Below are 18,427 nucleotides of genomic sequence, written 5' to 3'. Positions count from 1 at the left end.
CGGCCGAGCGCCGGGGCCCGCCATCTGCACGTAGTCGGCTCATCGAGAATTCGGGGTGGAATGAAGATACGGGCACATGCGGAAAGCCATGTCGTCGAACTCGACGACGGATCGCGATGGCGGATCTATCCCGGCGATCTCGCGACCACGTTGAGCTGGAAGCCCGAAACCGATTTGCGTCTCGAGCCGAGCGGGGATCGGACGAGTTCGCATGTGCTGGTGAATGCCGCCGATCAGAGCCGCGTGCGCGTGAGCGCGGCGGGCGATGCCTGGTCCGACGGCGAGGTTAAGAAAGCGTTGAAGGGCGGCTGAGCGTCCTTGCGCTCGCGCGGATATCCCCGATTTCAAGCCTGTCGCTTTACGGTCGGTTTGCTTCCGTCTGCCCAGAATGCGCGCATGCGGGAGCTGTTCGACATCATCCGTACCAATCCCTGGCCGTTCGGCGCCGGGCTGTTGGTCGTGATCCTGATGATCATCGCCGAGAACTTTGGCCGTGGCATTCAGGGCGACGGCGCCGTCAGCGATTTCTCGGATGCCGATGGAGGCGACGGCGGCTGCGGTGGTGACGGAGGCGGCGGCGACTAGAGCCGGTTAGTCCGCCTGCAAATCGGCGGCGATGCCGGCGAGCCAGCGCCGGATCGCGGTCTCTGCCTTGGCGTCCAGACTTGCCGCAAGGCGCTTCTCCAGCGCGATGACGCGCTCCCTGCATGCCTTCAACAGCGTCGTTCCCCGCTGCGTCAGCGTCCATTGTTGGATCCGGCCGTGGACCGGATGAGGCGTCATTGCGATCGCACCGTCGCGATCGAGGTTGCGAATGATCACGCCGACCGTCTGCGGGGTCAGGAAGGTGAGCCGGGCGACGTCGGCGCCGGAGAGACCCGGATAGGCGTTCAGCATGGTCAGCACGGCAAATTGCGGCGACGTCACGCCGAGGTCGGCGAGCGTCCGTTCCATCGTCAGGCGGACCGCGGCGTGGGCCTGTCGCAGCAGATAGCCGAGATAACCTTGCTCGCCGCGCTTGCCTTCGCCGGGCGCGGGCACGCGAACGGCAGCGATTTCGGCAGGTGCGGTCGGCTTCCGCGAGGCCTTCGATTTCGTGATGGCAGCGGTCTTGCGTGTCATATAAGAGCTCTTATAAGATGTAAGCAGTCTTACAATACACGAGGTGAACGCCAATGTCACACGCCCGCGGCGAGTACGAGGATTTCAAGAAGATCGCGCCCGATGCGTATGAGCTGGTGCTGGCGCTCGGCCAGGTGGCGGCCAAGGCTGGCATCGACAAGCAGCTGCTCGAGCTGGTCAAGCTGCGCGCCTCGCAGATCAACGGCTGCGCCTTCTGCGTGCAGCACCACGTCCTGTTGTCGGAGCGGATCGGCGTGCCCGTGGACAAGCTCAATCTGGTCGCGGTCTGGCGCGAGGCGCCGGTCTTTTCCGCGCGTGAGCGCGCCGCGCTGGCCTGGGCGGAGGCGCTGACCTTCCTGCCCGATGGCGTCAGTGAAGAGGTCTATTCGGACGCTTCCGGCGAATTCTCCGAGACCGAGCTGATGTACCTGACCTCGGCGGTCGCCTCGATCAACGTCTGGAACCGCTTTGGCGCCGCGTATCGCTGGACGCCGGCGAAGCGGCCGGTCGCAGCGAGCGCTGCGGCATCTTGATTGCAACAACGAGAAAACAAGGGGAGGTTATCATGACTGCAATGAGTTTGGCCCATGCGCAGCGTCCGGTGCCATCGCGCTCGATGGCGCTGGCCGTCGTCGGCGGGCTCGCCTGCGCGCTTGCGATCGGCAAGGCGTTGCCGGTAACGATGGACGCCGTATCCGGCGCGTTGGCGCCGCTCTGCGCGACCGCGGCGGAGAGCTCGCCGCTCGACAAGGTCGAGCCGATCGGCTCCTACGCGCTGCCGAACGTCCCGGGCAAGCGCGTCACCATCGTGCGTGTGTTCTACGGTCCCGGCGGATTCTCGCGGCCGCATCGTCACGCGGGTTCGGTGACCGCCTACATCACCAAGGGTGAAATCCGTTCCCAGCTTGGCGGTGGTCCTGTCGAGACATTTGGTGTCGGCCAGTCCTTCTTCGAGCCGCCGGGATCGACGCATCTGGTCTCGGCCAATGCCAGCACGACCGAGCCGGCGGAATTGATCGCGGTGTTCGTGGCGGACGAGGGCGCGCAGCTGACGACGCTGTTGGAGTAGTCCGTAGCGGCCGCATGAGCGAGCTCGCCCCTCAATTCTCCTCGCCGCTCGATCCCTCGCGCAGGTCCGGCTTGATCACGTCCTCCGGCAACGCATGCGCTACCGGCTGCGGCGTGCCGGCGATCTCCGGGCCGACTTCGCGGCCGCGGGCGTGGATCAGGCGTTCATAGGCGGAGACCAGCGTGGCGTAAGGACTGACCCAGATCCACCCGTCGCGGGTAAATACCTGCACGTCGAAATGCAAATGCATCGATGTGCCGGCGGGATGGTCGAGATAGTTGGAGACCACGCCGATCTTCTCGCCTTCGGCGACGATGCGGCCGTTGAGCATGCCGTCGGCGGTCAGCGCCTGCGGGTTCATGTGCATATAGCGGAAGCGGATATGCTCGGTGCGGCTGTTGACCTCGAGCGTCGCGGCCTGATCCTTGGCGCCACGGATCACGATGGCGTCGCGCACCGCGACGACGCCGCGCTGCTTGGGATCGCAGGGTTCGTGGCCTTCGCCGGGCGGTGGGCACTCGGCGGCGCGGATATCCTCGCCCTGGTGGCCATAACCGCCGCCGCACTGCCAGACCTCGAAACTGCGGGACTCGCAGAAATTGTCGCGCCAGGGATAGGCCGTCGGGCCGTCGCCCTTGTCGCGCTTGCCGTAGGATTGCGAACGCACGAAGGCGGGCGCCTTTTCGAGGGGGAAACGGATCTGCGCATAGGCCATCACATCCGGATGGCCGGCCTTGTTGCGATAGCCGGTGTTCGGGATGATGTCGCCGCTCGGCCGATAAGTGAAATCCGGCGACCGCGCTGAAGGACGATCGATGATGCTGGAGGCCATGTCCGTGAGCGGCCGCATGCGCTGGCCGCCGGCGACGCGGAGCCCCTTCAAGAAGCGCTCGGCAACCGGATAGGCTTCCTTGCAGGCGAGCCTCCGCGGCTTTGCGATGCTGTCCAGGCACTGGATGGAGACGACATAGGCAACGCCGAAGCGGGTGAAGGCGTAGCGCACATAGCCTTCTCGGATGAACCTGCGCAGGTCCGGATAGATTGCCGCAAGCGGCTTGACCTGCTCGCCCTTGCCGCCGGTGGGATCGGCGACGTCGTAAACGAGTGCCGAGCCGGTGATCTGCACCTCGACCGGCCTTGCGTAGACGCGGCTCGGCATGCCGGCGCCGGGTTCGAGCGAGAAGCTGGCGCTGTAGCCCGAGGGGCCGGCATCGAACATGTCGACGGGGTTGAAATCGGCCTGGTAGTGCGAGAGCGGGAGCGTCCCCGGCGCGCGGTTGCGTTGCGCCTCGAGATATGCGGCAGCATCGAACGGCAGAAGCACGGGCACGGAGCTGCGGGCGATACCGGTGAAGAATTGCGATGAGACCGCGTTGAGCTGCACCAGCGCGGGCATCGCGCGCGGATCGTAGCGTGGCACCGAACGGCGGGGTGCGAAGATGAAGTCGCCCGCGATCTGGGGACGGCTGGTGACCTCGGTGCGGAGCTGGTCGAGCGCTGCGCGCCAATCGACGCGCAGCGCCGTGAGCGAAGGGCTGCGGATCTCATCCGCAGCGAGCGGCGTGGCAGTGAGGAGCGAAAGCGACGCCAGCAGAAGCGAGACGAAGCGGAAACTCTTCCCAACCACTGTCTCGCCCCCCGGCGGCGCCTGTCCGATCGTCCCGCTCTCCGTTAGTCCTTGGCGCGCTCGGAGTAGGAGCCGTCTTCGGTCATGACCACGATGCGGGTGCCGACCGCGATGTGCGGCGGAACGGTGGTGCGGATGCCGTTGGAGAGCACCGCCGGCTTGTAGGACGACGAAGCGGTCTGGCCCTTGGTCACCGGCTCGGTCTCGACCACTTCCAGCGTCACGCGCTGCGGCAGCGCGAGCGAGACCACGTTGACGTCGTGGGTCGACAGCTTGACGGTCATGTCTGGCTGAAGATAGGAGGCCGCGTCGCCGACCACGTCCTTGGAGACCTGGACCTGATCATAGGTTTCGGGGTTCATGAAGTGGTAGCCGTCGCCATCTTCATACAGGAACGTGAAGTTGCGCTCTTCGATCGTGGCCTTTTCGACCTGGTCGGTGGTCTTGTAGCGCTCGGAGATCTTTACCCCGTCCGAGATTCGGCGCATTTCGATCTGGCTGACCGGGGTGCCCTTGCCGGGATGGATGTTCTCGGCGCTCACGACGACATAAAGCTTGCCGTCTTGCTCGATCACGTTGCCCTTGCGAATAGAACTGGCGATGACTCTCAAAGCTATATTTCCTGCTTGCTTGGCCCGGCTCGGGCCAGGACGTGGTCAAATCTCGGGGGGACTCGGGGTCTCAAATCGGACCGCAGCGCCCGTTTCGGGGCGCAACATACTGATTTTGCCGTTGGATGCCAGCACTTTGCTGGGCCGGGGAGCGGTCGGTTGATGGCTGGGGACAAGCCGATTTCACCGTTCTGGTCGCCCGGGCGGCACCTCGACCGGCGGCCGTTCCTTCAGGCCAGGGGGGCCATTACCGGGTCTCTTAGGGGCTTTTTCGCCGAGCAGGGGTTCCTCGAGGTCGAAACCTCGGTCCTCCAGGTCTCCCCGGGTAACGAAACCCATCTGCACGCCCCCCGGACCGAGATCATTCGGCCAGATGGCAGCCGTGCCAGCCGGTACTTGCGGACCTCGCCGGAATTCGCCTGCAAGAAGCTGCTGGCGGCCGGCGAGGAGCGGATTTTCGAATTCGCACGGGTGTTCCGGGATCGCGAGCGCGGCGACCTGCATCTGCCCGAATTCACCATGCTGGAATGGTACCGGGCTCGCGCCCCCTACGATGCCATCATGGCGGACACCGTCGTCGTCATCGCCCGCGCCGCGCAGGCGACCGGAATTGGGAATTTCTCGTTCCGCGGCCGGACCGCCGACCCCTTCGCCGAGCCGGAGCTGGTGACGGTCGCTGACGCCTTCGAGCGGTTTGCGGACATTGACCTGCTGTCGACAATCTCGGGCGGCGAGGGTAACCGTGCTGCGCTCGCGCAGGCCGCCGGTGGCAAGGTCCGGGTGGCGGAGGACGACACCTGGTCCGACATCTTCAGCAAGGTCCTGGTCGAGCATGTCGAGCCGAATCTGGGGCAGGGGCGTTTGACCATTCTGTTCGAATACCCATCTCCAGAGGCGGCGTTGGCGCTCGTGAAAGCCGATGACCCACGGGTCGCCGAGCGGTTCGAGGTCTATGCCTGCGGCGTCGAGCTCGCCAACGGCTTTGGCGAGTTGACCGACGCCGAGGAACAGCGAAAGCGCTTCACGGAGTCGATGGCGGAGAAGCAGCGCCGCTATGGCGAGGCCTATCCGCTGGACGAGGATTTTCTGGCCGCGGTCGCCCAAATGCCGGAGGCGAGCGGTGTCGCGCTCGGCTTCGACCGGCTGGTGATGCTGGCGAGCGGCGCAGCGCGGATCGATCAGGTAGTGTGGACACCGCCTGCAAATGAAACGTTAAGTGAGACATGACGAAGACCAACCTTGCACGCACCCTGCGTGAGCCGGCCGAACTTGTGGCCGCGCAGCTTGCACCTGCCGAAGCGCTGCCCGCGCTCGAACGTGTCGCCGCGCGCTATGCGGTGGCGATCACGCCGGCGCTGGTCGAACTGATCGACACGTCCGATCCCGACGATCCGATCGCGCGGCAATTCGTACCGACCGTCGCGGAACTGGAGATGCAGCCAGGCGAGAGCGCCGATCCGATCGGCGATCACCCGCACTCGCCGGTTCCGGGCATCGTCCATCGCTATCCCGACCGCGTGCTGTTCAAGCTCGTTCACGTCTGCGCGGTCTATTGCCGTTTCTGCTTCCGCCGCGAGATGGTCGGGCCCGGCAAGGAGAACGCGCTCTCGGACGGCGCATATCGCGCGGCGATCGACTACATCCGTTCGCACAGCGAGATCTGGGAAGTGATCCTGACCGGCGGCGATCCCTTGATGCTGTCGCCGCGCCGGATGAGCGAGATCATGGCCGATCTGGCGGGAATCGATCACGTCAAGATCATCCGCCTTCACACCCGCGTGCCGGTCGCCGATCCCGCGCGGATCAGCGACGAGATGGTGGCTGCGTTGAAGGTCGAAGGCGCGACCACCTGGGTGGCGGTGCACGCCAACCATGCGCGCGAGTTGACGGGGCCTGCGCGCGCGGCCTGCGCACGGCTTGCCGCTGCCGGAATTCCCATGGTGAGCCAGTCCGTGCTTTTGCGCGGCGTCAACGACAGCATTGCCGCTTTGTCGGATTTGATGCGAGCTTTCGTCGAATGCCGGATCAAGCCCTACTATCTGCATCACGGCGATCTCGCGCCGGGCACCGTGCATTTGCGAACGACGCTGGCCCAGGGGCAGGATTTGATGTGGCAGTTGCGCGGACGGGTGTCAGGGCTGTGTCAGCCCGACTATGTCATCGACATTCCCGGCGGCGCCGGCAAATCCCCGGTGGGGCCGAATTATGTGTTGGCGGTGCAAAATACCGCAGCCGACGCGCGTGAAGCGGAGACGGAAACGCGCTATCGTATCGTGGATTATTGCGGCGACGTTCATCTCTATCCGCCCGAGACGTGAGCGGCGATGCAGAGAACGCGGGTTTGAGAATGGAGGAACGGACATGAAGAAGATCATGGTGGTGGCAGCGTCGCTCGTGGTCTTGCTTGGCGGCGCGGCGGTTGCGCAGACCGGCGGCTCCAAGGGTGCGACATCCGGCGGCGCCACGTCGGGATCGGTGCCGCAGGCACCCATCGGCCACCGCCAGCCGCGCGCCAGCGATGTGCCGAACGAGAAGAATCTGAGCGATCCGAACAATCCCGTGAACAAGGAAGACGCTCTGCTCGACAAGAAGATCAAGAGCATCTGCCGCGGCTGCTAGAAAGATCATGCTCAAACAATAAGCCGCTAGCGGCGGGCAGGGCGCGACAGCTCGCCCCGCCCGCTTTGGCCTTAGGCCGAACGCTCGTGCAGCCCCGCGCGCTTCGTGTTGCGCCGGATCTCGACCGCGTCAGCGAGCCGCTCTAGCGCGGTTGCCGTGGTCGCCCAGTCGATGCATCCGTCCGTGATGCTCTGGCCGTAGATCAGCGGCTTGCCCGGCACCACGTCCTGGCGGCCGGCGACGAGATTGCTCTCGATCATCACGCCCATGATGCGGTTCTCGCCGCCCGAGATCTGGCCGGCGATGTCGGCCATGACCAGCGGCTGGTTTTCCGGCTTCTTGCTCGAATTTGCGTGGCTCGCATCCACCATCACCAGCGGCGCGACGCCGGATTTGGCCAGATCGTTGCAGGCGGCCGCGACGCTTGCCGCATCGTAGTTCGGCTGGCTACCGCCACGCAGGATGATGTGGCAATCCTCGTTGCCCGCGGTCGAAGCGATCGCCGAGCGGCCGAGCTTGGTCACCGCCATGAAATGATGCGGATGCGAGGCCGACTTCACCGCGTCCGCCGCGATGCGCACATTGCCGTCGGTGCCGTTCTTGAACCCGACCGGGCAGGACAGCCCCGAGGCCAGCTCGCGATGGATCTGGCTCTCGGTCGTGCGCGCGCCGATCGCGGCCCAGGACACGAGGTCCGCAATGTATTGCGGCGTCGTCATGTCCAAAAATTCTGCGCCGGCGGGCAGGCCGAGATTGTTCACCGCGGACAGCACGTTGCGCGCTAGCCGCAGGCCCTTGTTGATGTCGAAGCTGCCGTCCAGGTCAGGATCGTTGATCAGGCCCTTCCAGCCGACGGTGGTGCGCGGCTTCTCGAAATAGACCCGCATCACGATCTCGAGCTGGTCGGCAAGGTCTTCGCGCAGGTTCGCGAGGCGCTCGGCATATTCGAGCGCGGCCTTGGGATCGTGCACCGAGCAGGGGCCGACCACGACCAGCAGGCGGTCGTCCTGGCCGTTCAGGATGGCATGGATGGCGTTGCGCGCCGCCATCACCACACGCGTTGCGGTGAGCGTGCGCGGGACTTCCCGCATCACCTCTTCCGGCGTGCTCAGCTCTTTCAGTTCGCGGATACGAAGATCGTCGGTCGTGCTCAGCACGGCGGGCTCCTGTTTGGTTGAACCTGCCGGCAATAAAAAAGCCGCCAGGTCTGGCGGCTTGTTCGGACGTTTGCTTCAATATTCAGATTGAGCGCGATCCTCCTGCCGCCAGCGAGCTGTCGTAGCTAAAGTACCAAAAATAGCTGGTGACGAGGGTGATCATGGCCGCTCATATAACGCGCGATAGACGGGTTGTCACCCCCCAATCGGCGCGAGGGGCCACGAGGCGCCTCAACTGTTGCTATTGCGTGCCGCCAGCGCCATGCCGATCAGCGTGGCGCCGCCGAACAGCAAATTGATACCGACGAGGATGCCGATCGCCCATTCCGCCGAGCTCGGCAGCCCCGTGATCACCATGAACGCGATCGCGATGTCGACGAGGCCCGAGATCAGGAGCCAGGACCACCGGCTGCTCAGCTCGCGGCGGTGCTCCAGCGCATACATGATGGTGGCGACGCCCTCGGCGAGGAAGTAGGCGCCGAGCACGATGGTCAGCGTCAGCACGGCCTGCATCGGCCGGGCCAGCAGGAGCATGCCGGCGAACACGGCGAGCGCGGCCGAGATCAGCGACCACCAGAATCCCGGTGAGCTGCGCGCCCAATAGGTCACGATCAGTCCGCCGATGCCGCTGATCAAAAACATCCAGCCGAGGAAAATCGCGATCGCAAGGCTCGCGAGCGGCGGCACGATCAGCGCGGCGATGCCGAGTACGGCAAGCAGGATGCCTTCGAACAGGAAGGCCTTCCAATGGGCCTTGACCGTTTCGCTCATGGCGGATTTCAGCCGGGAAAAATCCTCAGGCGATGTCATCAGCAGGCTCCAGATCGAAAGATGTGCGCTCAATCTAATATGCACACACCGCGCTTGCCATCCCGGGGCTCAACCGCCGCCGTGCGCTGACGAAAAACCTTCGCCGCTGGTGCGAACACGGTTGCGGCCGAGAATGTAGATCGCGATCGTGACGATCAGAAGCGCAAGGCCGAGCAGGATCGAGACGAAGCCGATCGGGATCAGGGCCAATGTCAGATTGCGCTCCGGATTGATCAGCCAGTGATGGATCGAGGTCAGCACGAAGGCGAGGCCGAGAAAGCCGACGCCGCCGCCGGCGAGCAGCAGCGCCCACATCCGGCGCAGCTGGCTAAGCCGCTCCCGCGCGATATCGGTCCGCGGCGCGTGATGGCGCGCGACCCGCCGCACCAGGCGGATGGCGAAGGCGATCGAGCTGAAGCCGATCAGCAGGCTCGCTCCGCCCAGCCACATCCGCAGCGTCGGATCGAGATCGGGCATCCGCTGTAAGGTCAGCAGCGGGAAGTCGAAGGCGGAATGCAGCGCGAGCGGACCGGCGAAGATCAGCAGGCGGCTGGACAGGCGGGCCCAGTCGCGATGGTGGCGGTTGGCACCCAGCGCCGTGCCGGCCCGCGCGATCGTCAGGTAGGCGCCGGCGATGATGCCGAGCGCGCCGTGGAACGGCACGGTCAGCACGCTGCGCAGCGCGGCCAGCGAGCGCCACATCTCGGCATGCTGGACGAGGTAGGCGAGGTTCTCGTAGGCGGCGAAGCCGAGGCCAACCGCGGCGCCATAGACCACGGTGTCCATCGGATTGGCGAAGGTCCGCCGCTTGGTCGAGGAGACCAGCACGATGGCGATCACCTTGACGGCTTCCTCGGGCAGCGCGACCCCGAAGACCGAATGCATGGCGAGCGCCGCCCAGGGGTTGTCAGGGGCTGCAACCATCTTGGCGAAGGGCGCGCGGGCAAGGCCCAGCAGCGAAATGCTGGCGGCCCCGAGCAGGAACGCAGTCCAGACCTGGGCCGGCGGTCCCGGGCGTTCCTCGGCGGCAATGACGAGCCACAGCATCAGCAGCGCCGGGGCGATGGCGGCAGTTCCGATGACGGTGGGCAAAGCTTCAATCAGGTACATCGGCGCCGAAAATAGGTTCCCTTGATCTGCTTATCTACGTCTACCGATGCGACCATGTGTCATGCATTTGCTGTCGCGTCACTTAACAGGCGCGACAGCCAGCGTTCATCGGGATCGGCACCGAACGTGTAGAAGACGAGCGCAATCAAGCGCATGACAGAACCAATTCGTCATTGATGGGAGCGGTCCGCACTCGTCACCGGATCGCGATTGGCAAGTCAGATCAAGGCACTGCGCAGGTTTCTTCGATTCACGATGCACGTGGCTGAGCGGCGAGTCCAGAGGCGGCGTGGCTGCCGCCTGGACAACGCTGGGCCGGGCCAACCGGCCTAGTCACGCTTCGTTGTGCGCCCGCGGGGCGGCGCAGCGGCCCGGCGTGTCCGCACCTGCTCCAGCTCCCAGAAGGCGCGTACGAGGCACGTGCCAAGGCAGAAGACGATGAGCAGCAGCAGGAAGGCCTGGTCGACGGCGGGGATGTGCATCATGACGTTGATTAAGCAACGAGCATGCCATGCGTTCCCGCAGTCGCCTGCGCCGCGCGCAGCCCGCACGGCGATTGGGTCGGCGTTTCCCGCCCTTCAATGCGTGGTGAACGGCGGCGGTGTGTCCGGCGCGATGTCGAAGGCGCCGAGATAAAACTCCTCGCCGACGGCCTCGTCCGGCTCGGCGTGGTGCGCGAGCAGCGTGAAGGCGGCTTGCGGATATTGCTTCCAGATATCGAGGTCGCCGGCCGTGATCGTCAGCCAACCAAAGGTGTACATGTAGCGTCCGGGCTCGGTGACCCGGCCAACCCTGTCCCAAGTGATCTTATCGACCGTAGTCTTGTTGACTGCCATTCGGTCCCCCGATCGCAAGTCTGCAAATGAGGTCCGGCACGAGGCACAGACCCTCAAAAGCTGATCCCGCAATGGGGCCGCGATAGGGCAGCGGAGCGGAGGCAAGGCGGCCGGAGGAACGGACGCCGCCTGCCGCCTTTAGCGCGCCGTCGTGGCCGCCTGCGCTTCCGCTTCGGACGCCAGCTCGAGCTGACGGTGCGAGGCGTGGAAGACGTCGTGGACGAGGCCGATCTTCTCCATGCCCAGAATGATCAGGCCGTTGAGATCGATCTCCCACCAGGCGTGCGAGATATAGGCGTCCCGCGGGAAGCGGTGATGGTTGTTGTGCAGACCCTCGCCGAAGGTGAGGATCGTGGTCACGAACTCGTTGGTCGAGGCGTCCTCGACCTCGAAGCGGCGGTAGCCGTAGGCGTGGCAGACCGAGCCGGTGAGCTGGCTGGTGAGGATCAGCAGGTAGCAGCGGAGCAGGCCGGAGAACAGCACGCAGCCGATCATGGTGTGCACGCCGCCGAAAGTGTAGCCGATTACGCCGGGAATGAAGACGCCGGACATCCCGTACCAGACCCAGCGCGTGCGCACGAAGAACATCGCGATCGGATCGGCGAGGATGTCCTTGGCGTAGTATTCGTTGTCGGTGGTCGCCTGGTCGAACACCCAGCTGCCCTGGGCGTGCAAAAAGCCCTTCAACGCGCTGACATAGCGATTGCCGAAGCCGTCGAATTGCGGGCTGTGGGGATCGCCGACGTCGTCGGCATAGAGGTGGTGGCGGCGGTGGTTGGCGACCCATTTCGCGATCGAGCCCTGCACCGCCATCTGGGCGATGGCGCAGAAGAAGACGCGCATGATCGGGCCGGTGCGGAAGCTGCGATGGACGAACAGGCGGTGCATGCCGGCGCCGATGCCGAACGTTGTCAGCGCGAACATCCAGGCGAAGGTAAACAGCTCCACCTTGCCGACGCCTTGCGTGATGGCCCAGATGATGCCCGCAACAGCGCCGACGTAGAGAATACCGAGGAGGAGGTAGCTTTCGCGCAACTTGGCCTGGACGAGCGGGCCTTCAGTGATGACGCCGGGCGGGAGCTGCGGCTTTGCGACGGCGGGCGCGTTTTGGGCGGTCTCTGCCGGGGCGAACTCAGCGATGGACATTCCGGGACTTCCAATAACTCGGGGCCCGCAGTGATTGCGGACATGCTGGGTCACACCCTACCGCGCGGGGATCGGTACCTCCAGTATTTAGTTAAAGTTGAGTTAAAATCGATCGGGCCGATTCAGGCCGATTGCAGCATGGGCGTACGAACGACCAGGCGGACGAGGTCGTCCCGCTGCTGCTTCTCGGCGAACTTGACCGCAAAGCCGTTGTCGAATTTGCGAATGACGCGCCCGACGCAGGCGCCGACCGCAAGCGGGGTTCCGATCTGCGGGTCGTATTCGCAGGATATCGCGACGCCGGCCGTGGACACGTCGATGATGAAGCAGGCATGGGTGCTGCCGTCGGCGAGCGTCAGAAAGGTGTGCGAGACCTGGGGAACGAAGCGCGCCTCATTGCGCAGTTCCTGAATGCTGGCGTCCTTCTGCTTCTTCTCCAGCCAGGTCAGCTTTTCCGACATCCAGGCGCGCCGCTCCCGCGTCATGTCGAGTTCCATCAGAAAGCCCGCCTTCAGCGTCGCGCTGATGGTGCACTGGAATTCGCCAACGTCCTGGAAATAGGAGGTCACGCGCTCGCCGACCTTTCCGACAACAGGCACGTCGACGATCATGCGGAACGGGGAGACACGCTTGGTGCGGCAGGCGAAGGTGCGCAGCTGGCCCTCACAATCGTACCAGCGCGGCAGCGAGTAGCTGCCGCTCACGCTGACTTCCACCGCGCGCTGCCTGAGGAACTCTGAGACGGACATGAACGCCAATCGTGTTTCGGAGTGTTTCCGTAGATTCACGGTAGGGCGCAACGTCTAAGCAAACGATACGCCGATCAAATAGCAGGGGTAAATTTCCGGTAAACGACCCGGCCGTCTCACGACATCGTCATTGTGTGCCGCTCAGAGAGATCCGAGCAGCACCAGCAAGGCGAGCAGGCCAAGGGCCATGAGGAGCTTGATCGTCGTCGCGGTCAGGCTGTCCGGTCTGATCTGGAATCCGAACCACGGCAATACGTGCCGCATCGCCAGCCCCGCAGACGCTTCGACGGTCGCGAACACGACGGCGATGCCGGCAATGGCGGACCAGGATGCGGCCGGCGGCATCCATGCCGCAAGCCAGGCCGGCACAGAGCCTTGCAGGGACGCGAGCAGCGCGAACCATCCGAACAGGGATGCGAAGCCCTTGATGATGTCGGGACCGACCGTATCCGGCTCGAACCGGATGCCGATCGTTCCAAGCGCGCGTTCGATGCGCTCGCCGTCGGTGAGGAACAGGAAGGCGCCGAGATAGAGCGGAACGCGCGACTGGAAGAGCAGGGCGATGATGCCGAACAGGACCGTGTAGCCGAAGGCATCGCCGAAAATGTCCATGCCGCTCGTGCGCGGCGGCGTCGCGGTCGCGGCCTGGGGCTGCGGAAGCGATCGGGCGCGTGCCATGTGCTCCAGCATTCTGGCGCGCCGCTCCGGCGCGTAGGGCGCGGTCCGGTGCATCCAGGACAGCGGTGCCGGCGAGGCGGCGCCGGTCTGGCGGTCCGAGGGGGATTTGCGCTGCGCCATGGGCCTGCACCGGTTCCAACGGGACATTGGTCGTCGGTCAGGGGCGGGGAGGTTCATGCGGGGGCAGCGGATTTCGCCGCATCACCCGATGGCCGGATGATGGCGCTCCCTAGCGGAATCGAACCGCTCTCTCCACCGTGAAAGGGTGGCGTCCTAACCGATAGACGAAGGGAGCAAACAAAAGGCCCCGCCGCTTTTCACGGCATGGCCGCCGGCCACCCGAGTCGAGCCCGGCGGCTGCAGCGGGCGAACGTATAGTGGCCTTTGGCGCCGTGGGCAAGCCGTTCGGGAACGGTCTTTTGGCACCGGTGGATAGCGTCCCCCCTGCTGCATTCGGGGGCGATTTCAACGGTTTCTTAGGGGCCCCTGAGCTAGCGCTGGAACCGGAGAAATTTGTCCATGCCCCAGCCCAAGAAGCGCGCAGCCCGCAAATCGCTGTCGCGGCACGCCTGGATCACGCTCGACGGCGGATTCGCGGCGCGGCATTGCCTGGTCGAGGACATCTCCGATACCGGCGCGAAGATCATGCTGGACGAGGACGCGAGCCAGCTCCCGGGCGTGATCCGGATGGCGTTCGCGCGTGACGCCCGCACCGGGCGGAGCTGCCAGGTGATCTGGCGCCGCGGCAAATCGGCGGGCGTCAAGTTCATCTGATCCCGGGCGAGGCGACCCGGATGGCGCGCGGCGCCGGTCCGGGCTAGAACGGTTGCATGCGCGCGCCGCTCCTCATCCTCATCCCGTTGCTGGCCACCTCCGCGGCCGCGGCTGAGGCCCTGCGCCTTCCGCCTGCCGAGAGGCCGCAGGCCGGCAAGGCTCTGCCGCTGAAGGGGACGGGTAGCACGGCGAAGGCCGGTTCCTGCGCCTCCTACGGCCCGCGCTTCGTCATGGTGGAGGGCACCGGCACCTGCGTGAAGATCGGCGGCTCGGTCAGCGTCGAGACCACGGTCAGGCGCTGAAGCCGATGCCGCCGGATCTCATGCGGCCCGACATCATCGTCCCCTTCGTGATGTATTGCGCGCTGCTGTTGTGGGTCGGCCGCGGCCTGAGCTGGACGGCCAAGCTCGCTACCGCCGCCGTGACGCTGGTGCTGATCATCTGCGTGCTGCTGGTCGAGCGCGGCTGGCGCTAGGCACCGGCCCAGAACAAAAACGCGAAAACAACCCCATGCACAGTAGCCGTCAAGTCCCGGTGCGACGCTTGATGCGTGCGCCATGACGACGATTCATCGCGCGCTCAGCGCAGCTTACGCCGCGCCGCCGGCTCACGACATCGGCGGTGCGACAAACTGTGCAAATCCGGGCCGCTTGCCGAGCTCGGCGAGCCAGCGGGTCAAATGGGGTTGCGCCGGGCGGGTGATGCCTTCGACGCCCAGCCAGCGCCGCGCATAGGCGCCGATCGCGATGTCGGCTAGCGTAAACTGGTCGCCGTCGATGAAGCGGCGCGTTGAGAGCAGGCGGTCGGCGATGGCCCAGACCTCGGCGGCGGCATCGGCATCCCGCTGCACCTGGATCATGTCGCGCTCGGCGGGTGCCGTGCGCACGATGCCCCAGAACACCGGCCGGTCGACCGGCTGCACCATCGACAGCGTCCAGTCGAGCCAACGGTCGACGCTGGTGCGCAGCTTCGCTGCCTCGGGATAGATCGGCGTGCCGCGGCCATGCGCGAGGCAGAGATAGCGCATGATGGAGTTCGATTCCCACAGCACGAAGTCGCCCTCGACCAGTGTCGGGATCCGCGCATTGGGATTCATCGCGAGATAGTCGGCCTCGCGGGTCCTGCCGAAACTCATGCCGGCGTCGATGCGCTCATAGGGCAGGTCGAGCTCGGCGAGGCACCACAGCACCTTCTGCACGTTGACCGAGTTGGCGCGGCCCCAGATCGTCCGCTTGGTGTCCGGCATGAAGTCCTCCCGCGTTTCGCTTTGGCGCGCGTGATAGCGGAATTCCTCAGGCGGAGCGACGGCGATTGCGGCGCCCCTCATGCAAAAAGCTCTGCCGTCGGCGGAGCTTTCATTGCAAGCCAAACTTGGCAAATCGAACTTGGTAAACCGAGCTTGGCGAATCGAACCTGGCAGATCGAGCCCGAGGATCAGTGGCCAAAGAACAGCCACAACAGAATGATCACCGGGATCGGCACGCCAAGCATCCACAGCAACAGTCCTCGTCCCATTACGTCTTCCTCCAATCGTTATGTCGGAGGGACAACACGGGTAGCGAAGGCTGGTTCCTGCGGCGCGGCCTACCAGTGGCCGGTATTCGGCATCGACGACCAGGGCTCGGCCGGCGCCTTCGGCTCGCCCTTCTGCAGCAGCTCGATCGAGTGCAGATCCGGCGAGCGGACGAAGGCCATGTTGCCGTCGCGCGGCGGACGGTTGATGGTGACGCCGGCCTTCATCAGCTGCGCGCAGGTGGCGTAGATGTCATCGACCTCATAGGCGAGATGGCCGAAGAAGCGGTCTTCGCCATAGGTCTCCTCGTCCCAATTGTAAGTGAGCTCGACCAGCGGCGCGCCGCGCGTTTGCGGCTGCTTCTTCAGCGCCTCGAGATCGTCCGCCGAGCACAGGAAGACGAGCGTGAAGCGCCCCTTGTCATTCTCGATCCGCCGCACTTCCTTCAGCCCCAGCGCATCCTGGTAAAACTTCAGCGCGACATCGAGATTGCGCACGCGCAGCATGGTGTGGAGGTATCGCATGGTTGTTGCTCCCTGATACGGAGGTGTTTTGGTTTGGGCCGGAACGGCGGGGACAGGAGATAGCAGGAAAGTGGGAGGAGGGGCAGGGGGCGCAGGCACATGTGCGTGAGGGAGAGACGGTGGGTGCGGTCAGCCAACTCAGCATGGACGGACAAGCCGTAGCGTCAGCCGGGACACGCAGATGAGTTCAATGCGCTGTCAGCGGAATTCAGCGCTTCTCGTCAATGAGCAAGCCCGGTCCTGCCGATGAACCATCCTCAATGTCACGGTCACTAATGCCCATATCTGGAAGGTATTTCGCCGTGAAATGGTTCAAGCGATATGCAATTGGCTGCCTGATCTGGTTGATCCTCGGCGGCATCAACGATGGCTACAGACGGCCCGGCGAAGACATGCGTTGGGGCGCTATCGTCATGGTGGCGGGTTTTTGGCCAATCGTGACCGCCGTCATCGTTGGCAGCTCTGTTGGCGAGGTTGCGCACAAGATCAATGAAGGGAAGCTGGGGTGACTGACGTGTCCGACACCCAGAAACCGATGCCCGCACTCTCGACGCCTAGGCGCGACCTGCTGAGGCGAGAAAGATATAGGCAATTCGGAGTTGATGGTCGAAAGACGCTCTTCTTGCTCCTTCTCCTTTTCGCGATCCCCGCGGACGACTGCTCCGCGCAGACACCGCCGCCCCCAGTCGACGAACATGCGTTCGAGCGCGTGCCGCCGACAGTCGTGAAGAGATTGGCGACCCGCTTTTCGCTAGGCGCATTCGCCGGCCGCTTCGAAGCGACGCGGCTCGGCGCGGTTCGCGAAGCCGTGGGCGAAGGGACCATCCGACACCAAGGCGACGCTGGAGATAGCATCTATTGGCTGTGTTATCGGCGCGCGCAGCATCGATTATGGGTGGTGTCCAGCGGAGAGATGGGCGGCCCGGACCATCTCGTCACGGAGATCGTTGAAGAGCTCACCGAGAAAGACGCCGGGGCCTCGGCCGATTGCGCCATCATCCCGGAAAAGTTCTCGCCCGTCGTCCTCGACAGCAAGCTGCATTTAGGTATGTCGCGTCAGGAGGTAATCACGGCGTTGGGACCGCCGTCGAAGTCGGAAGCTGCTCAGATCGTGTATTCTCACGAGGGAAAGCTCGCAGACGGTTTCGATGAGACCGCTTGGCTCATTCTCGGATTTGGTGAGGACAAGCTCGTGTCCATGCGCGGCGGCAAGACCACGACGAATTGAAGTGGCTGCGAGCAGCGTTCGCGCTTCGCGACGGATGCGAACGAGTCACGCTCGCTCCCGCACCAGCCCCATCACATACCCCAGCTTCTCCACCACCTTCGGCGAAAGCAAGCCAATGGCACTTGGTCATCCACTTTGGCTTCGATGCCCCCGAAGCAGCGGCCTGCAATATCAAAAAGGGGGATCGCGGTATGCGCGCGACAGCTACGTCACTTGGCTAGCTCACTTGGCGTAACCCTGGGAACGGAGCCATGCGATCTTGCGATCGCCGTTGATCCAGTCGTCGGCATCTGCCTTGCTTGCGAATCCGGTGATTTCGCGCTGTTCGTGGTCGGGGTAGTCCGCCAGTATCTTCCAGTCGCTGTCTGAGAGGCGGACGGTTTTGAAGGTCACTTTTGCTTTGGCCATGCCGCACTATGCAGGGAATTCTCTCAAAAGTGAACCCGCTTGCGGCTGGCTCGGCGATGATGGCTGTTTATGAGTGTCGAGCAGTGACCTTGCCAGCAACCTATCGAACCGGCGCCCGCAATGGTCAAACCCTCGGCAGTTGAACCCCGCCAGAGGTAGGGCGACTAAACTCCATGGCCGCACTCGTTGCAGAACTCCTGTTTGATCTCGTCAGAATCCTCGTCGGCAACTGGCTGAGACAGGCTGCGGTGGCGGTTTGTGCGTGGCTCGATACGAAGATTCACGGCCGCGCTGCACGCCTTGTCGTGGGCGGCCTTCTCGGGCTTGCCGCCTATAGAGCTGGCCCCGCAAATTCGGACAGTAGCTTGAGTGGATTTTCTGCCTGACAGCGGCGAGGATTCTTGCTGCGAATCAGGAGCGAAGATGACGAAGAAGAGCCGCCGGAC

26 protein-coding genes and 1 tRNA gene are annotated in these 18,427 nt (G+C 64.5%); 12 read left to right on the top strand and 15 right to left on the bottom strand.

Going from position 1 to position 18,427, the window contains the following annotated elements; genetic code table 11:
* Window positions 1–60: 60 nt before the first annotated feature.
* Window positions 61–312, top strand: coding sequence for a hypothetical protein (locus tag QJT78_RS25795; protein WP_281460351.1), 252 nt, complete (start codon window positions 61–63; stop codon window positions 310–312).
* Window positions 313–396: 84 nt separating this feature from the next.
* Entirely contained in the window at window positions 397–585 is a 189-nt protein-coding gene (locus QJT78_RS25790) for a hypothetical protein (protein WP_028151023.1), read from the top strand.
* Between the two features lie 6 nt (window positions 586–591).
* On the opposite strand, the gene QJT78_RS25785 is transcribed toward QJT78_RS25790, so the two are convergent.
* A complete protein-coding gene (locus QJT78_RS25785) occupies window positions 592–1,122 on the bottom strand; it encodes a MarR family transcriptional regulator (RefSeq protein WP_028151022.1) in 531 nt (176 codons plus the stop codon).
* A gap of 53 nt (window positions 1,123–1,175) precedes the next feature.
* Here QJT78_RS25785 and QJT78_RS25780 point away from each other — a divergent pair, with 53 nt between their 5' ends.
* Entirely contained in the window at window positions 1,176–1,655 is a 480-nt protein-coding gene (locus QJT78_RS25780; RefSeq protein WP_028151021.1) for a carboxymuconolactone decarboxylase family protein, read from the top strand.
* A 32-nt stretch (window positions 1,656–1,687) separates the two neighbouring features.
* Window positions 1,688–2,191, top strand: coding sequence for a cupin domain-containing protein (locus QJT78_RS25775; RefSeq protein WP_028151020.1), 504 nt, complete (start codon window positions 1,688–1,690; stop codon window positions 2,189–2,191).
* A 31-nt stretch (window positions 2,192–2,222) separates the two neighbouring features.
* On the opposite strand, the gene QJT78_RS25770 is transcribed toward QJT78_RS25775, so the two are convergent.
* Window positions 2,223–3,818, bottom strand: a complete 1,596-nt coding sequence (locus QJT78_RS25770) for a hypothetical protein (protein ID WP_038943642.1) — start codon at window positions 3,816–3,818, stop codon at window positions 2,223–2,225.
* A 44-nt stretch (window positions 3,819–3,862) separates the two neighbouring features.
* Window positions 3,863–4,429: an elongation factor P gene (efp, locus tag QJT78_RS25765; protein WP_028151018.1), complete on the bottom strand. Its 567-nt coding sequence runs from the start codon at window positions 4,427–4,429 to the stop codon at window positions 3,863–3,865.
* A gap of 162 nt (window positions 4,430–4,591) precedes the next feature.
* On the opposite strand from efp, the gene epmA reads away from it, so the two are divergent.
* From epmA to QJT78_RS25750, 3 genes are read left to right on the top strand one after another with little or no spacing between them, the layout of a single operon-like run.
* Window positions 4,592–5,656: an EF-P lysine aminoacylase EpmA gene (epmA, locus tag QJT78_RS25760; protein ID WP_028151017.1), complete on the top strand. Its 1,065-nt coding sequence runs from the start codon at window positions 4,592–4,594 to the stop codon at window positions 5,654–5,656.
* Window positions 5,653–6,747, top strand: coding sequence for a lysine-2,3-aminomutase-like protein (locus QJT78_RS25755; RefSeq protein ID WP_038943643.1), 1,095 nt, complete (start codon window positions 5,653–5,655; stop codon window positions 6,745–6,747). The genes epmA and QJT78_RS25755 overlap by 4 nt, the downstream gene beginning before the upstream one ends.
* A 43-nt stretch (window positions 6,748–6,790) precedes the next feature.
* Window positions 6,791–7,048 (top strand): hypothetical protein, encoded by a 258-nt coding sequence (locus QJT78_RS25750; protein WP_028151015.1) that lies wholly within the window; start codon window positions 6,791–6,793, stop codon window positions 7,046–7,048.
* A gap of 71 nt (window positions 7,049–7,119) precedes the next feature.
* Here QJT78_RS25750 and QJT78_RS25745 read toward each other — a convergent pair whose 3' ends face one another.
* The 8 genes from QJT78_RS25745 to QJT78_RS25710 form a co-directional block, all read right to left on the bottom strand.
* Window positions 7,120–8,205, bottom strand: a complete 1,086-nt coding sequence (locus QJT78_RS25745; RefSeq protein ID WP_028151014.1) for a 3-deoxy-7-phosphoheptulonate synthase — start codon at window positions 8,203–8,205, stop codon at window positions 7,120–7,122.
* Between the two features lie 231 nt (window positions 8,206–8,436).
* Window positions 8,437–9,015 (bottom strand): HdeD family acid-resistance protein, encoded by a 579-nt coding sequence (locus tag QJT78_RS25740; protein WP_028151013.1) that lies wholly within the window; start codon window positions 9,013–9,015, stop codon window positions 8,437–8,439.
* A gap of 69 nt (window positions 9,016–9,084) precedes the next feature.
* Window positions 9,085–10,125: a PrsW family glutamic-type intramembrane protease gene (locus tag QJT78_RS25735; RefSeq protein WP_028151012.1), complete on the bottom strand. Its 1,041-nt coding sequence runs from the start codon at window positions 10,123–10,125 to the stop codon at window positions 9,085–9,087.
* Window positions 10,126–10,703: 578 nt separating this feature from the next.
* The gene (locus QJT78_RS25730; RefSeq protein WP_028151011.1) at window positions 10,704–10,961 is read right to left on the bottom strand and encodes a hypothetical protein; all 258 of its coding nucleotides are present in this window, start codon (window positions 10,959–10,961) and stop codon (window positions 10,704–10,706) included.
* Between the two features lie 138 nt (window positions 10,962–11,099).
* Complete coding sequence (locus tag QJT78_RS25725) at window positions 11,100–12,107, bottom strand: acyl-CoA desaturase (protein WP_028151010.1); 1,008 nt, start codon at window positions 12,105–12,107, stop codon at window positions 11,100–11,102.
* A gap of 122 nt (window positions 12,108–12,229) precedes the next feature.
* A complete protein-coding gene (locus QJT78_RS25720; protein ID WP_281460350.1) occupies window positions 12,230–12,856 on the bottom strand; it encodes a PilZ domain-containing protein in 627 nt (208 codons plus the stop codon).
* A 141-nt stretch (window positions 12,857–12,997) separates the two neighbouring features.
* The gene (locus QJT78_RS25715; protein WP_028151009.1) at window positions 12,998–13,654 is read right to left on the bottom strand and encodes a hypothetical protein; all 657 of its coding nucleotides are present in this window, start codon (window positions 13,652–13,654) and stop codon (window positions 12,998–13,000) included.
* Window positions 13,655–13,754: 100 nt separating this feature from the next.
* Window positions 13,755–13,829: transfer RNA gene (locus QJT78_RS25710), tRNA-Glu, on the bottom strand.
* 224 nt (window positions 13,830–14,053) lie between these two features.
* Between QJT78_RS25710 and QJT78_RS25705 the strand changes: the two genes are divergently transcribed.
* The 3 genes from QJT78_RS25705 to QJT78_RS25695 are packed head-to-tail and all read left to right on the top strand — an operon-like array spanning window position 14,054 to window position 14,783.
* Entirely contained in the window at window positions 14,054–14,308 is a 255-nt protein-coding gene (locus tag QJT78_RS25705) for a PilZ domain-containing protein (RefSeq protein ID WP_028151008.1), read from the top strand.
* Window positions 14,309–14,364: 56 nt separating this feature from the next.
* Window positions 14,365–14,610, top strand: a complete 246-nt coding sequence (locus QJT78_RS25700) for a hypothetical protein (RefSeq protein WP_028151007.1) — start codon at window positions 14,365–14,367, stop codon at window positions 14,608–14,610.
* Between the two features lie 5 nt (window positions 14,611–14,615).
* Window positions 14,616–14,783, top strand: a complete 168-nt coding sequence (locus QJT78_RS25695) for a hypothetical protein (RefSeq protein WP_014495480.1) — start codon at window positions 14,616–14,618, stop codon at window positions 14,781–14,783.
* A gap of 132 nt (window positions 14,784–14,915) precedes the next feature.
* Here the strand turns inward: QJT78_RS25695 and QJT78_RS25690 are convergent, their stop codons facing one another.
* Both QJT78_RS25690 and QJT78_RS25685 read right to left on the bottom strand, forming a co-directional pair.
* Window positions 14,916–15,554 carry a glutathione S-transferase gene (locus QJT78_RS25690; RefSeq protein WP_028151006.1) on the bottom strand — a complete coding sequence of 213 codons (639 nt, stop codon included), beginning with the start codon at window positions 15,552–15,554 and terminating at the stop codon, window positions 14,916–14,918.
* A 338-nt stretch (window positions 15,555–15,892) separates the two neighbouring features.
* The gene (locus tag QJT78_RS25685) at window positions 15,893–16,345 is read right to left on the bottom strand and encodes a VOC family protein (protein WP_028151005.1); all 453 of its coding nucleotides are present in this window, start codon (window positions 16,343–16,345) and stop codon (window positions 15,893–15,895) included.
* A gap of 302 nt (window positions 16,346–16,647) precedes the next feature.
* On the opposite strand from QJT78_RS25685, the gene QJT78_RS25680 reads away from it, so the two are divergent.
* Both QJT78_RS25680 and QJT78_RS25675 read left to right on the top strand, forming a co-directional pair.
* Window positions 16,648–16,854: a hypothetical protein gene (locus tag QJT78_RS25680; protein ID WP_028151003.1), complete on the top strand. Its 207-nt coding sequence runs from the start codon at window positions 16,648–16,650 to the stop codon at window positions 16,852–16,854.
* Window positions 16,851–17,573, top strand: coding sequence for a hypothetical protein (locus QJT78_RS25675; protein WP_157790314.1), 723 nt, complete (start codon window positions 16,851–16,853; stop codon window positions 17,571–17,573). Before QJT78_RS25680 ends, QJT78_RS25675 begins: the two co-directional genes overlap by 4 nt.
* Window positions 17,574–17,795: 222 nt before the next feature.
* On the opposite strand, the gene QJT78_RS25670 is transcribed toward QJT78_RS25675, so the two are convergent.
* Both QJT78_RS25670 and QJT78_RS25665 read right to left on the bottom strand, forming a co-directional pair.
* Entirely contained in the window at window positions 17,796–17,981 is a 186-nt protein-coding gene (locus QJT78_RS25670) for a hypothetical protein (protein WP_028151001.1), read from the bottom strand.
* A gap of 164 nt (window positions 17,982–18,145) precedes the next feature.
* The coding region (locus tag QJT78_RS25665; protein WP_281460349.1) for a hypothetical protein at window positions 18,146–18,427 on the bottom strand (282 nt) is incomplete at its 5' end.

Origin of the sequence: Bradyrhizobium sp. Mp27, from assembly GCF_029953005.1 — a bacterium.
In the GTDB taxonomy this organism is placed as follows: Bacteria; Pseudomonadota; Alphaproteobacteria; order Rhizobiales; family Xanthobacteraceae; genus Bradyrhizobium; species Bradyrhizobium barranii.
The sequence above is the reverse complement of the archived record's forward strand: the minus strand, read 5'-3'. Positions and strand labels throughout refer to the sequence as shown.

Excerpts from the sequence above, each read along its gene's own strand:
- QJT78_RS25795 (WP_281460351.1), top strand. The coding sequence starts at position 61 with ATGAAGATACGGGCACATGCGGAAAGCCATGTCGTCGAACTCGACGAC.
- QJT78_RS25790 (WP_028151023.1), top strand. The coding sequence starts at position 397 with ATGCGGGAGCTGTTCGACATCATCCGTACCAATCCCTGGCCGTTCGGC.
- QJT78_RS25785 (WP_028151022.1), bottom strand. The coding sequence starts at position 1,122 with ATGACACGCAAGACCGCTGCCATCACGAAATCGAAGGCCTCGCGGAAG.
- QJT78_RS25780 (WP_028151021.1), top strand. The coding sequence starts at position 1,176 with ATGTCACACGCCCGCGGCGAGTACGAGGATTTCAAGAAGATCGCGCCC.
- QJT78_RS25775 (WP_028151020.1), top strand. The coding sequence starts at position 1,688 with ATGACTGCAATGAGTTTGGCCCATGCGCAGCGTCCGGTGCCATCGCGC.
- epmA (WP_028151017.1), top strand. The coding sequence starts at position 4,592 with ATGGCTGGGGACAAGCCGATTTCACCGTTCTGGTCGCCCGGGCGGCAC.
- QJT78_RS25755 (WP_038943643.1), top strand. The coding sequence starts at position 5,653 with ATGACGAAGACCAACCTTGCACGCACCCTGCGTGAGCCGGCCGAACTT.
- QJT78_RS25750 (WP_028151015.1), top strand. The coding sequence starts at position 6,791 with ATGAAGAAGATCATGGTGGTGGCAGCGTCGCTCGTGGTCTTGCTTGGC.
- QJT78_RS25740 (WP_028151013.1), bottom strand. The coding sequence starts at position 9,015 with ATGACATCGCCTGAGGATTTTTCCCGGCTGAAATCCGCCATGAGCGAA.
- QJT78_RS25735 (WP_028151012.1), bottom strand. The coding sequence starts at position 10,125 with ATGTACCTGATTGAAGCTTTGCCCACCGTCATCGGAACTGCCGCCATC.
- QJT78_RS25730 (WP_028151011.1), bottom strand. The coding sequence starts at position 10,961 with ATGGCAGTCAACAAGACTACGGTCGATAAGATCACTTGGGACAGGGTT.
- QJT78_RS25725 (WP_028151010.1), bottom strand. The coding sequence starts at position 12,107 with ATGTCCATCGCTGAGTTCGCCCCGGCAGAGACCGCCCAAAACGCGCCC.
- QJT78_RS25720 (WP_281460350.1), bottom strand. The coding sequence starts at position 12,856 with ATGTCCGTCTCAGAGTTCCTCAGGCAGCGCGCGGTGGAAGTCAGCGTG.
- QJT78_RS25715 (WP_028151009.1), bottom strand. The coding sequence starts at position 13,654 with ATGGCGCAGCGCAAATCCCCCTCGGACCGCCAGACCGGCGCCGCCTCG.
- QJT78_RS25705 (WP_028151008.1), top strand. The coding sequence starts at position 14,054 with ATGCCCCAGCCCAAGAAGCGCGCAGCCCGCAAATCGCTGTCGCGGCAC.
- QJT78_RS25700 (WP_028151007.1), top strand. The coding sequence starts at position 14,365 with ATGCGCGCGCCGCTCCTCATCCTCATCCCGTTGCTGGCCACCTCCGCG.
- QJT78_RS25695 (WP_014495480.1), top strand. The coding sequence starts at position 14,616 with ATGCCGCCGGATCTCATGCGGCCCGACATCATCGTCCCCTTCGTGATG.
- QJT78_RS25690 (WP_028151006.1), bottom strand. The coding sequence starts at position 15,554 with ATGCCGGACACCAAGCGGACGATCTGGGGCCGCGCCAACTCGGTCAAC.
- QJT78_RS25685 (WP_028151005.1), bottom strand. The coding sequence starts at position 16,345 with ATGCGATACCTCCACACCATGCTGCGCGTGCGCAATCTCGATGTCGCG.
- QJT78_RS25670 (WP_028151001.1), bottom strand. The coding sequence starts at position 17,981 with ATGGCCAAAGCAAAAGTGACCTTCAAAACCGTCCGCCTCTCAGACAGC.